Here is a 12,578-nt window from a genome sequence, read left to right on the forward strand (position 1 = left end):
TATGTAGTAGTAATCCATATTATGTAGTAGTAATCCATATCGTAATAGTCTATATGGATTGTCTATGATATTGTCTTCATATAATATAGATAATGTTGCTATACGATTAAAAGATAAGCAACAGGTGCTAAATATTGATCCTCCTTTTATAGCTTATGCTTGCTATACGATTAAAAGATAAGCAACAGGTGCTAAATATTGATCCTCCTTTTATAGCTTATGCTAGTAATGATTTTGTCTTGGTGAAACAGATTAAAAATGCCAAAGTTAAATGTTTATTTAATAATGAATATTTAGATATTGCATTGGAGGAATTTGTTTCAATATGGTCTGGTGTATTGCTGATGATTGAAACAAATGATAGAACGATAGAGCCTGATTATTTTGAGAATAGAAAGCGAGAGTTTATAGATAAAATGTTATCTAATTTATTATGGATTATTGCGCTTCTTATTTGTGTGTTTTATTTTGTTTTTGTTGCTTTGTTTACTATGGAATCAATTGCCATATTAAGTGCTTTATTGGGCGGTATATATGTGTCTTTTTTATTGTTGCAAAAGCAGTTGAAGGTTCAAAGTGCTTATGCGGATAAATTGTGTTCTTTGTTTAATAAAAGTAACTGTAATAGTGTTTTAGAATCTGACGCAGCAAAATTTTTAGGTGTATTTTCTTGGAGCGAAATAGGTTTTGCATATTTTGTATCAACTTTTTTTATGTGTCTTGTGGGAACTTCATGGATATCTTATTGTACATGGATTAATGTTTGTGCTCTTCCTTTTTCTTTATGGAGTGTATGGTATCAACGTTTTAAAGTGAAGCAATGGTGTCCTATGTGTCTAATTGTAATGGGGATATTTTGGTTATTATTTATAATGCATTTATATTTTGGATATTTTAATATCCAATCATTTGATTTAGTAAAATTGTTATGGTTAATGATGCTATATGCACTATCTCTTTTAATCATTCATCAATCTTTATCTATTTTTAGAGCCGCTTTGTCTAAACAAGAGCTTGTATACGAACTTAATAATGTTAAAATGAATGAAGATGTGTTTATGGCGTTACTGAAATCCAATCAATATTATGATGTTTTGTTGTCTACATCACATATTATGTTTGGAAATCCGAAAGCAAAGACGTTAATTACAATTTTGACTAATCCACATTGTGAACCATGTGCTAAAATGCATTTTCGATTGAATAATTTGTTAAATAAAGCCTCTGATAAATATTGCATACAATATATTTTTTCATCTTTTAATGAATCATTGTCTATAAGTAATAAAATCTTAATTGCAGCTTATTTAAGGTATGGAATGGAAGACACAGTAAAGCTTTATGATAAATGGTTTAAAGAAGGAAAGTATAAAATAAGCACTTTTCTTGATCAAAATAATTTAGAGATAAATGAGTCAGTAGAACAAGAATATTTGGCTCATGAGACATGGATAAAAAAAACTAAATTGCGAACAACTCCTACTATTTTAATAAATGGTTATGAACTTCCAATGCAATATAAAATAGAGGATTTAGGGTTATTAGAAATTGATTGGAATTAATGAATGGATATTTTTAGAAGTCTGTAAATTACAAAAATGAAAATTAGTTCATTCCCACATTTTCATCAACTGGATGCCTCAGACTGTGGCCCCACCTGTCTACGCATGATTGCGAAGCATTACGGTTACAGTTATTCTGTTCAATACTTGCGTGAACGTGCCTTTATTACCCGCGAAGGTGTGTCGATGTTGGGGATCAGTGACGCGGCAGAGCATATCGGGTTTCGGACAATGGGGGTACGGATTACGTTAGAGCAACTGGAAAAAGAAGTCCTGTTACCTTGTATCCTGCATTGGAACCAGCGGCATTTCGTAGTATGTTATAAGATAAAAATGGGTAAGTTTTATATTGCAGATCCGGCAGCTGGTCGGGTGGTATTTAACCGGATGGAGTTAGGGGGCTGCTGGTTCAGTACGTCAGTGGAAGGGAAGGATACGGGGACGGCGTTACTGCTCGAACCGGGACCTGCGTTTGGAGAAAGAGAGGAGTCCAAAGAGCAGAAAAACAGGAAGTTGTCTTTTTTCTTCCGCTATCTAACTCCTTATAGACGGGAGCTTTTTCAGTTGGTACTGGGAATGCTGACGGTGAGTATTCTGCAATTGATTATGCCGTTTCTAACGCAGAGTCTGGTGGACACGGGTATTCGGGATGGCAATTTGAGCTTTATCACGTTGATCCTGATTGCCCAATTGGTTATCTTTATCGCGCGGTTGTCGGTCGATTTTATCCGCAGTTGGATATTGCTTCATGTGAATACGCGGATTAATATCGCGCTGATCTCGGATTTTTTGGCGAAACTAATGCGGCTGCCTTTGCATTTCTTCGATACGAAGATGGTAGGGGATATTATGCAGCGTATTGGTGACCATAACCGTATTGAGTCTTTCATGACGGGGGCTTCGATCAGTACGTTGTTTTCTTTCGTCAATTTTATTGTTTTCGGGTTTGTATTGGCGTATTATGATTTGTCGATACTAGGACTTTTTTTGTTGGGAAACGGGTTGTATGTGGCTTGGATCCTAGCCTTTATGAAGTATCGGCGAGAACTGGATATCAAACGTTTTGCACAGGCAGCCGGTGAACAGAGTAATCTATTCCAACTCATCACAGGCATGCAGGAAATCAAACTGAATAACTGTGAGACTGAAAAACGTTGGGAATGGGAACGTATTCAAGTGAAATTATTTAAAATAAGTATTAAAGGGTTAGCTTTAGGGCAATATCAACAGCTCGGGTCGGTGTTTTTTAACCAAACCACCAATATCCTGATCTCCTTCACCGCAGCCCGGGCTGTTGTTTCCGGTGAGATGACTCTAGGTATGATGATGTCGCTCACCTATATTGTGGGGCAGTTGACCGCTCCGATCGAACAATTTATTGGTTTTGCCCGTTCGTTTCAGGATGCAAAGATTAGTTTGGAACGTTTAGGAGAGATCCATCAGCGGGAAGATGAAGAACAGACCTTAGCATTGAAAGTAAATGCTTTACCGGAAAACAGGGCTTTGCAGATCGAGGATGTGAGTTTTAGTTATGACGGGGCAGACCGGGATTATGTGTTGGAACATATTAATCTGACGATCCCACAGCATAAGGTGACGGCTATTGTCGGAGCCAGCGGAAGCGGAAAGACGACATTAATAAAGTTGTTGCTTGGGTTTTACGAGCCGAACAAGGGAAATATCAAAATAGGTGATCTGTCATTGAAGAATATGAATCCGCATGTATGGCGTGCCTGTACGGGATGTGTGATGCAGGATGGGTTTATTTTTTCGGATTCGATAGCGAAGAATATCGCTATAGGTGCGGAAGTGATCGATAAAGAACGGTTGTTGCATGCCGTGACTGTAGCTAATATCCGTGATTTTATTGATTCGCTACCATTGGGATATAACACAAAAATAGGTATGGAAGGAAATGGTGTAAGCCAGGGACAGCGGCAACGTATCCTGATTGCACGTGCTGTATATAAGAATCCTGAATTTATCTTCTTGGATGAAGCAACGAATGCTTTGGATGCCAATAATGAGCGTGAGATTATGGAACATCTGCATCAGTTCTATAAAGGAAGGACAGTAGTGGTGGTGGCTCACCGGCTGAGTACGGTGCGGGATGCGGATAATATAGTGGTACTGGATAAAGGACTGGTCGTGGAGGAAGGGACGCATGAGGAACTGACGGCACGACGGGGTGTATATTATAAGTTGGTAAAGAATCAATTGGAATTGGGTTCGTAAAATGTACTGATATGCCGGAGATTAGTGTTATTCTGAAAGTAGATGATGGAAATAGGTATTTGCAGGAAGCTGTGAATAATGTCTTTATGCAATCGTTTTCAGATTTTGAACTTCTTGTGTTGAAGGAAGGGGCTAATTACGAGGATACTTTGGATGGTATGGATGCAATCGATATGCGTTTGAGAATTTTGAATGTTGTATCATTTGAAGAACCGGGAGTATGGGGGCAGGTAATGGAAAGCATAAAGGGGAAATATGTTGTTTTAATGGATGCTGGTCATTTAATGGTTCCCAGGAAACTTCATACCCAATTTTCTTTTATGGAGGCCCATAGAGATGTTGATGTTTGTGGTACCTGGGTTACGGAAAATGGAAATTCCGGAGTAAATTATTTTTATCAGGTACGGCATAATGATATTGTCATTGAGATGTTGTTTTCTAAAGCTATATATACTCAGTCGGTGATAATGCGCAAGTCTGTTTTTGGAGAGTTTCTAAAAACGTGTTTAGGGAAAATACAGAGACATGAATGTGTGGAATATTATGAGATATGGACTGATTTAATAATGAAGGGATATCTTTTTGCCAATATTCCGGAGGTCTTGTTGAATATTCGAACAGGGGAAAATGTGTCTTTATTTGCTGATCCGAGTTTACAACGAGTAGGTCTAAGAAATGTCCAATGTTGTTATCTGGATTATTTAATGAATAAGATCATTGAGCTTGATCCTGCCTATTTTGATTTTTTGAATAGTGCAGTTGAATTACAGAATAGTAATAAATTGACTTTTGAGGAGTGTAAAGGACTTGTTCGAAATGTATATAGTCATATTAGAGAAAAAGAAGAGATACATTTAAAGGATGGTAAAATCAGGATATTGTTTTGTATTGATACATTAGGAGGTGGGGGTGCTGAAAAATTATTGATCGATATATTGAAAAGATTTGATTATGAGAAATATGCCGTTGACCTTTTAGTCCTATTTGAAGAAGGAATTTATTTTGCAGATATACCGGAGGAGGTTTCGTGGTTCTTTTCGGGCAGTGAAAAAGTTAAAAACCGATTTTATGATATAGAGGTTGCTTTTTTGGAAGGACTGGCGGTAAAATATATTGCAGAAAGGGGGAGCGTTGCTGTTAAGGTCGCTTGGGTTCATGCAGATTTGTGTAATTATCATTGGGCAAAGCGATATTATGAAAATGATGAATATGAATATAGCATTTTTCAAAGAATGGATAAAATCATTTTTGTGAGTGATAATGTAAAGGAGCAGTATATTAAGTTGTTTGGAGATGCTAAATCTGAATTATTAGTAATTTATAATCTTATTGATCGGTCGGAACTCTTGAGCAAATGGGATTGTGTAGGTATAACGAAAAGGAAATTTACATTATGTGGTATTGGAAGATTGACTCCGGTAAAGGGGTATTTGTTATTGATACAAGCTGTTCGACGTTTAGTTGAGGATGGATTAGATTTTGATTTATGGATTGTAGGAGAAGGTGAACAAAGGGTAAAGTTGGAAGAACTGATCAAAGAGTTTTCATTAGATGATGTTGTTTTTTTGCAAGGGTATCATAAAAATCCGATACCTTTTTTGAAAGAAGCAGATGTTTTTGTTTCCTCTTCTTTGTCTGAAGGTTTTCCCCTTGTAATTTGTGAGGCTTTATGTCTGGGGTTACCGGTTGTTGCAACGAAGAATGCTGGCTCGGAAGAAGTATTAAGCAAGGGAAAATATGGTTTGCTAACAGAACAAGATGAGTTTCTGTTGTATAAGGCTTTAAAAGCTGTAATAGAAAATGTGGCATTAAGGGATGATTTACGAAACAAGGCATTGGAAAGGGCTGAATTGTTTAATGAATCTGCAATAATGGATCAGATTTATACTGTTCTCGGGTAATTAATAATCGGAACAATGGAAGGAAAAGAAATAGAATTACGTAGCGAAGAGGTTCAGGAGGTGATGGGGCAGATCCCGGCCTGGATTGTGCGGTGGGGGATTACGATCTTGTTTATCGTGGTGCTGGCGCTTTTGGTGGGTAGCTATTTCTTTAGATATCCGGATGTGATCACGACGGAGATGACATTGACAAGCCGGCATCCGGTGGCGGAGGTGGTGGCCCGCTCGTCAGGAAAGATAAATGAACTTTATGTGTTTAACGGACAGGAGGTGAAGATGGGTGCTCCGTTGGCGGTGGTTGAGAACCCGGCCAAGACGGAGGATGTGTTCCGGCTGAAGAAGTTGTTGGCACGTTATCAGGAGCAGCCGGAACGTCTGAGCTATTATCTGTTGCAGGATGTGTGGTTGCTGGGGGATATTCAGCCGGCTTATATGAGTCTGGCATCGAAAGATATTTCTGCCCGCGATTACCGGGCTTCGGTCGGACAGTTACTGGCGGCGATCCGTGTCTGGGAGATGTCTTACTGCCTGGTGGCGCCGTCGGATGGAAAGGTACAGTTGCTTGTGCAAGGGGCTCCGAACCTGTATTTGTCGGCTGGAGATATTTTTGCCCGTATGGTGCCTGAGGGTGGGGAGACCTGGATCGGGCGGGCCTTACTGCCGATTCAGCGGTCCGGAAAGGTGAAGGTCGGGCAGCGGGTGATCGTGCGGTTTACGAATTTTCCGGATCAGGAGTTCGGTATCGTGAACGGGCGTTTGTCGTCAGTTTCGCTGGTGCCTTCGGAAGACAATTATATGGTGGAGATTGCCTTCCCGGACGGACTGACCACCAATTATAGGAAGAATCTGCCTGTTTCTTATGAAATGAAAGCCACAGCCGAAATTGTAACTGATGATGTACGTTTGATAGAACGTTTCTTCCAGCCACTGAAAAAGATACTGAAAGAAGGGTTCTGAAGTTTTTTTGTTGTCTCTTTTGTCTCGTTTAGTGGCTTTCGAGCCGGGAAGGATGAACAATCCCCTTCCCGGATTCGTATGAAAAAGTTACTGATGGCACAGCTGGGTGCCGAGCCTACCGTCCAGCATTTTAATGAAATAGTGATAAATCTTCCGGAGAATGAAAAAGCCGGTTTTGTGAAAGGTACTTTCGGGTTGGCTTTCTCTGAGTGGGGAACCTGAATGTTGCTTACCGTGAGTTTTTGGTCGCATTGATAAAGAGTAAACGACAGCAGTTTGTGGAGTTTGTTCGCAAGGATACGGTTCTGGGGGAATTCCTGTACGATCTGAAAGATAAAGAGTTGTTTGTGAAAATATTAAATCTGTTTGAGCGACCGTCTAAAAAGCATAAGATTTCTTATTCCAAGTTGGCTTTTTCTTTTTTGCTAGGGTTTAAGATGGACTTGGAAGTCAAGGGATTATCTGACAAAATCAGGTACGCCAAGGTGGATACGGATGATCTGGTTGAGTTGTTTGAGTTGATTGAGAAAGTAAAGTTAAGCTGAAGTTTATATTTAAAGAATATAAAATATGGGCTTTTCGGAAAAGCAGTAAGAACCGGGATTATAATCTCTTTATTGATCGTTTAAAAGATCAACCATTTGATTCTTATGTGATTATATTATTTGTGCTTCCTCTTCTTATTGCTTATTGCCTCTTTTTTACCGCCGTATCTTTGTGTTGTACTTAATTATTCACTAAAACATTTTTAATTATGGCACAAGGTTACAAGTTGGTTCTGCGCCCGTCGGAACCGGGAGTCAAAGATTCCAAGAAGTTGTATTATGCGGTATCTAAAAGTACGGGATTTACGGATATCAGACGTTTGTGTAAGCTGATCGCTGCGAGAAGTACGGTGTCGAGTGCGGATGTGAAGGCGGTACTGGATAACCTAAATTATGTTCTGGATCTGGAATTGCAGGATGGTCGTATTGTTCAGTTGGGGGAATTCGGTAATTTCCGTATTACGGTCGGAAGCGAGGGCGTGGAGGATAAAAAGAAGTTCTCTGCAAGTATGATTCGTGCTCCGAAGATTGTTTTCACTCCCGGGTTTGATTTGCGTGAGACTAAGAAAACGATGGGTTATTCTTTGATTACTCCGGAAGTTGAAAAAACGGAGAATCCCGGAGGTGGTGAGGATCGTCCGGAAATCGAGTAAACCGGTTGAGGATGAAAAGAACGAATGTTCAATTGGTAATGGCCGTGCTGCTTTGTGCAGCCGGTCTTATCCTGATCTTTTCCGGTTTTTGGGTGGCTCCGACAGGGGAAATACATAATAGCGTTTTAGTCGCGTTCGGGGAGATCAGTACGTTTGCCGGAGCCTTGTTTGGAGTGGATTATTCATATAAAATAAGAAAAGAATGAAAACGAAATTTTGTCAATATGCAATAGAGGAACATTTGACGTCGGAACAAATGAAGTGGAGAAGAAATCATCCGGATTGGATCAGTGATCATTTTTACATGGGTGAGTTTATCTACAGTGCGGTTGCTGTGGAGAAGGGCCTGGACAATACGCCGCCACCGGAAGTGCAGCGGGCAATTAGAAATCTGGTTAGAAAATTATTGGAGCCGCTTCGGGAGTATGCGGATTGTCCTATGGGGATGCATATCTCCAGTGGGTATCGTTGTGAAGAATTGAATCATCTGGTGGGTGGTGTCGCCGATTCCCAGCATATGAAAGGGGAGGCGGCGGATATTTATACGTTCGGCAGTTGTCGTTTGCTGGAGGCTTTACAGCAAAGTCGGTTGAATTTTGATCAGGCGATTTATTACCGTCGTCGTGGTTTTATTCATTTGTCATTGAAATTGACGGGTAAGAACCGTCGCCAGGTGATAATCAAATGAGAGGTGGTATTTGTTTTTTATTACTTATAGCAGGATTGTCCGGCTGTGCATCGCGTAATCCCGGAAGCAGGAGAGAACTTCGTTCGTTCAGGGATTCGATATCGTATACACGGTTGGACACTTCTTGCCTGCATTATAATCGTGGGATGCAGTTGCAGGGGTGGTCTCGTTTGAGGGAGGTCTCCCTTTCCGTACCCGACAGTACCGGTAAACAGTATGTAGAACGTATTGTATATGCTACTGAAGAATGGGGAATGGCAGATTCGACAGAATTGGTGTCTGTGTCTGCCAATACGGTTAATGAGCAGGGTGTTACTTCATCCGTCTCTGTCGAGCAGGAAGTGACCAGAAGAAAAACGAGCCGGATTGTCTGGTGGATATTAATTCTTGTTTTGATCATTTTAATCTGTCTGCTACGAAAATTGCGACGGATAAAATAGATGAGTTCTTAGCGGAGTGAAGTTATTTCTTTTGCACTATGAGAGTGCATTTTTAATCAGACGAGGGTAAATTATGATGTTATAGCTTCTTGGAATGAGTTATTAGTAATTAGCATGTGGAAATGTTCTGTTTGCCTGTTGCGGAAATCCTAACAAATTTTTCACTGCAAGGAGTAAAAAACAAGAGGCATGGATTATTTCCCACGCCCCTTTGTCGGTATCAGTATGCTTCTGTCGTCTGTGGAAGCAATGAAAGTTCTAATGCAATTTCTATCTTACATAGTGTTTCGATAGAAAGGTTTTCCTTGCCTTTCAGTATCTTTGATACATACTGTTGGCTGCATCCCATTTTCTCTGCCAATGATTTTTGAGTAAGACCGAGTTCTTCCATCTTGTCAAGCATCATCATGGCGATGTGCTGGGAGTAGTGTTGCCAACTCTTATTGGTGGCTCTGAATTCCGCTTCTTCTCTCCATTTTGAAGGAGTTGAAGACCTGTGCTCGCTGAGCTTCTGTACAATATTGTTCATATTCACCTCCTTGTTTATATTGTATTCATATATTCTACAAAGCTGTCATCATCAATAATGTTTTCATTCAATAGGAAGGAGCGGACTTTTTCCAATTTTACCACTTCCTGACGGGTATGTTCCCGTTCTTCCATTTTAAGTGTCAACTTGATGGCTCCTCCTGTAATAACATATACACCTTCTGAAAGTTTGATGGCATAGATGCGGAGCCATGATGAATGACGTTTTTGTTTTTTCAGTCTTGCCTTTTCTTTACCCAGAAGAATGTCCGCTGTTCTGAAGTTCTCCAACGGATGGAATATCTCATCCAGATTAGCATCAGGGGAAATGTCCATAATGATGCCCTGCAATCTGTCGCTGTCCTCTATAGTATCTTTAATGGCTTGATTGACATCGGTAATCTTGAAATACGAAGTCAAGTCCTGCCAATTAGCTTTGAAAAATGAACGCAACCACATCACATCGCTCCATCTATTGAACAATGTATAAAGTGCATTGTCCTTTTCTCCATCATAGCGTACAGCCCATAGTCGACCATCTTCTGTTATATCGTCAAATGTCATAATCCCATTTTTTACATTGCAAATGTAATACAAGTTATTCAAATGTACAACTTATAAGTTGTGTTTTGGCTAAAATCTCCCTCAAATTACTCAAATTGAAAAGTATACCATCAGTTGGATAAAACTTTAGGTCAAAAAGGTATTAACTTCTGAGTTTTACTTAATACGAGATCATTGTATATTAAGGATAATATAGTCGCTTCATTTATAGATGCAGCCACTGCGGCCGAAGAGGGAATAGCCGATGTTGGTGAAGATGATAATCCGGTGCTGGTGGTAATGGAATTGTAAGAAATGATAATAGTCTTGTGGAAAACTAATTAATTGCGTTTCTTTGTACCCGTAAATTATTAGGATATGGCAGACGAACAACAGATGGTGCTCCGGACGGAGGACCTGGTGAAGAAATATAGAACGCGAACGGTGGTGAACCATGTTTCTATTAATGTGAAACAAGGGGAGATTGTTGGATTGCTCGGTCCGAATGGGGCGGGAAAGACGACTACATTCTATATGACTGTGGGGTTGGTGACTCCTAATGAGGGGAAGATATTCCTGAATGATATGGAAATTACGAAATTCCCGGTTTACAAACGTGCCCGTAATGGGATCGGTTATCTGGCGCAGGAGGCTTCTATCTTCCGTAAAATGACGGTTGAGGATAATATCCGTTCTGTTTTGGAAATGACGGAAACTACTCCTGAATATCAGAAAGAAAAACTGGAAAGCTTGATCGCTGAGTTTGGCTTGAACAAGGTTAGAAAGAACCTGGGAGACCAGTTGTCTGGTGGTGAACGCCGTCGTGCCGAGATTGCCCGCTGTCTGGCGATCGACCCTAAGTTTATTATGTTGGATGAACCGTTTGCCGGTGTCGACCCGATTGCGGTGCAGGATATCCAGACGATCGTTGCCAAGTTAAAGCATAAGAATATCGGTATCCTGATTACCGACCATAATGTGTACGAAACATTGAGCATTTGCGACCGTGCTTATTTGCTGTTCGAAGGAAAAGTGCTTTTCCAGGGAACAGCAGAGCAATTGGCAGAAAACGAGATCGTACGCGAAAAGTATTTGGGGAAAGACTTCGTGCTGCGGAAAAAAGATTTATAAATTCAACTTATTTTATTGCAAAAGTCTCCTGATGTGCCGGGTGCATAAGAAGAACAGGACTAATGTCACTACGGCTAATGCCGAGTAAGGCAACAGGTTTGCGTTGGATATATCTCCGGTGATAAATTCATTCTCCCGCAGATGGATATCCGACATGCTGATAACGGCAAAAGCGTTATTGACGAAATGGGCGAAGACCGGAACCCAGATGTTTCTGCTCCAATATAACAAATAACCGAAATATGCTCCCAGTAACATACGGGGGAGGAACCCGTAGAACTGCAAATGGAATGCGCTGAATAGAATAGCGGCAGACCAGATGACTATATGATGATTGGATGTCCATTGACCTATAATCCGTTGTAGGGCACCACGGAACAGAAATTCTTCTGTAATACCGGCCATTATAGCGATGACAAACAGATTCGACAGGAATGTGAGCATACCGTCGCCGGCTAAAAGTGTATTGGTAATTTGTTCGGCGAGGGCTTCCTGCGCTTTCATCCAGCTTTCGACCGGGGCCATGAACTCCGGTAATATCATTTGTTTGTTCAGCAAAGCTGTCAGTGTGATCGCCGGGGACATCAGGAACATGCTGACCAGTGCTAGCAGCAGGATTTTGGTATCCACTTTACGCTTTATACAAAGGTAGGCGGCCGGGTCCGCACTGCACAGCCAGGCTACCGCCAGTGCCGGGAACAGGAAAGTCCCGATGGCTGACAATAACTGCATCATTCGCATCATATCGGGGTATTGCGTTATATTGACGGATACACCGTGTGACAAAACAAAGATTCCCGTTCCGATCAGGGATGACAGGACTGCTCCGAACAAAAGACTGACCAGCAGGAGCCATAACTGGAACATGGCCGGTTTACCGGCATATATACCTTTTAATACCATATCTATAATATTAATGTACGGACATAAAAAAACTTCTGCCCAAATATAGGTAGAAGTTTTTATTTCTTCAGGAAAGAATGAATTACATTTTTGGTCTGGCTTCTTTTACAACCATCTGACGACCTTCGAATTCAGCCTCGTTCAATTCAGCAATAGCTTTTTTAGCTGCTGCATCATCAGGCATTTCAACAAAAGCAAAGCCTTTTGATTTACCTGTTTCACGGTCTTTGATGATCTTTACAGAATCTACCACTCCGTAATCTTCCATTACTTGTTTCAGATCTTCTTCCCGAACACGATAGTTCAGGTTACCAATGTAAATGTTCATAAAAATAGAAATAATTAAAAAATAAAATTGTTACTGATGAAAGTAATAAACCGGAATTTCGTAACAGTGATAGATAAATCGACAAGTAACAAGTAAATGAAGAAATAAAAAACAATGTTATTTACGTTCAAGGTAAATCCCCTTTTTCAAGGTAAATCCCCTTT

At 40.4% G+C, this 12,578-nt stretch carries 15 protein-coding genes; 11 read left to right on the forward strand and 4 right to left on the reverse strand.

The features are described from left to right. The first annotated feature begins 155 nt into the window (after positions 1-155). The 10 genes from DXA15_RS23030 to DXA15_RS23070 all read left to right on the forward strand — a co-directional run bounded on the left by DXA15_RS23030 (position 156) and on the right by DXA15_RS23070 (position 8,981). On the forward strand, positions 156-1,562 hold the full coding sequence (locus DXA15_RS23030; protein ID WP_128135580.1) for a vitamin K epoxide reductase family protein: 1,407 nt from the start codon (positions 156-158) through the stop codon (positions 1,560-1,562). A gap of 36 nt (positions 1,563-1,598) precedes the next feature. Then, on the forward strand, positions 1,599-3,797 hold the full coding sequence (locus tag DXA15_RS23035; RefSeq protein ID WP_128135581.1) for a peptidase domain-containing ABC transporter: 2,199 nt from the start codon (positions 1,599-1,601) through the stop codon (positions 3,795-3,797). Positions 3,798-3,808: 11 nt separating this feature from the next. Continuing rightward, entirely contained in the window at positions 3,809-5,698 is a 1,890-nt protein-coding gene (locus DXA15_RS23040) for a glycosyltransferase (RefSeq protein ID WP_128135582.1), read from the forward strand. A 15-nt stretch (positions 5,699-5,713) separates the two neighbouring features. Then, positions 5,714-6,655 (forward strand): HlyD family efflux transporter periplasmic adaptor subunit, encoded by a 942-nt coding sequence (locus DXA15_RS23045; protein WP_128135583.1) that lies wholly within the window; start codon positions 5,714-5,716, stop codon positions 6,653-6,655. A gap of 78 nt (positions 6,656-6,733) precedes the next feature. Next, complete coding sequence (locus tag DXA15_RS27310; RefSeq protein ID WP_233567566.1) at positions 6,734-6,877, forward strand: hypothetical protein; 144 nt, start codon at positions 6,734-6,736, stop codon at positions 6,875-6,877. Further along, complete coding sequence (locus DXA15_RS23050; RefSeq protein WP_233567567.1) at positions 6,865-7,200, forward strand: hypothetical protein; 336 nt, start codon at positions 6,865-6,867, stop codon at positions 7,198-7,200. Before DXA15_RS27310 ends, DXA15_RS23050 begins: the two co-directional genes overlap by 13 nt. Positions 7,201-7,409: 209 nt before the next feature. After that, positions 7,410-7,853, forward strand: coding sequence for an HU family DNA-binding protein (locus DXA15_RS23055; protein WP_128135584.1), 444 nt, complete (start codon positions 7,410-7,412; stop codon positions 7,851-7,853). Positions 7,854-7,864: 11 nt separating this feature from the next. Further along, entirely contained in the window at positions 7,865-8,059 is a 195-nt protein-coding gene (locus DXA15_RS23060; RefSeq protein ID WP_128135585.1) for a hypothetical protein, read from the forward strand. Continuing rightward, complete coding sequence (locus tag DXA15_RS23065; RefSeq protein ID WP_128135586.1) at positions 8,056-8,541, forward strand: D-Ala-D-Ala carboxypeptidase family metallohydrolase; 486 nt, start codon at positions 8,056-8,058, stop codon at positions 8,539-8,541. The genes DXA15_RS23060 and DXA15_RS23065 overlap by 4 nt, the downstream gene beginning before the upstream one ends. After that, the gene (locus tag DXA15_RS23070; RefSeq protein WP_128135587.1) at positions 8,538-8,981 is read left to right on the forward strand and encodes a hypothetical protein; all 444 of its coding nucleotides are present in this window, start codon (positions 8,538-8,540) and stop codon (positions 8,979-8,981) included. Before DXA15_RS23065 ends, DXA15_RS23070 begins: the two co-directional genes overlap by 4 nt. Before the next feature lie 220 nt (positions 8,982-9,201). Here the strand turns inward: DXA15_RS23070 and DXA15_RS23075 are convergent, their stop codons facing one another. Next, complete coding sequence (locus DXA15_RS23075) at positions 9,202-9,510, reverse strand: helix-turn-helix transcriptional regulator (protein ID WP_128135588.1); 309 nt, start codon at positions 9,508-9,510, stop codon at positions 9,202-9,204. 14 nt (positions 9,511-9,524) lie between these two features. Next, positions 9,525-10,073 (reverse strand): hypothetical protein, encoded by a 549-nt coding sequence (locus tag DXA15_RS23080; protein WP_128135589.1) that lies wholly within the window; start codon positions 10,071-10,073, stop codon positions 9,525-9,527. 357 nt (positions 10,074-10,430) lie between these two features. Here DXA15_RS23080 and lptB point away from each other — a divergent pair, with 357 nt between their 5' ends. Beyond that, positions 10,431-11,183 carry an LPS export ABC transporter ATP-binding protein gene (gene lptB / locus DXA15_RS23085; RefSeq protein ID WP_009859581.1) on the forward strand — a complete coding sequence of 251 codons (753 nt, stop codon included), beginning with the start codon at positions 10,431-10,433 and terminating at the stop codon, positions 11,181-11,183. A gap of 12 nt (positions 11,184-11,195) precedes the next feature. Here the strand turns inward: lptB and DXA15_RS23090 are convergent, their stop codons facing one another. Together DXA15_RS23090 and DXA15_RS23095 are read right to left on the reverse strand one after the other, a co-directional pair. Next, positions 11,196-12,086: a CPBP family intramembrane glutamic endopeptidase gene (locus DXA15_RS23090; RefSeq protein ID WP_128135590.1), complete on the reverse strand. Its 891-nt coding sequence runs from the start codon at positions 12,084-12,086 to the stop codon at positions 11,196-11,198. 82 nt (positions 12,087-12,168) lie between these two features. Further along, positions 12,169-12,414, reverse strand: a complete 246-nt coding sequence (locus tag DXA15_RS23095; RefSeq protein ID WP_128135591.1) for an RNA-binding protein — start codon at positions 12,412-12,414, stop codon at positions 12,169-12,171. Positions 12,415-12,578: the final 164 nt, after the last annotated feature.

Origin of the sequence: Parabacteroides sp. AM58-2XD, from assembly GCF_003463685.1 — a bacterium.
In the GTDB taxonomy this organism is placed as follows: domain Bacteria; phylum Bacteroidota; class Bacteroidia; order Bacteroidales; family Tannerellaceae; genus Parabacteroides; species Parabacteroides segnis.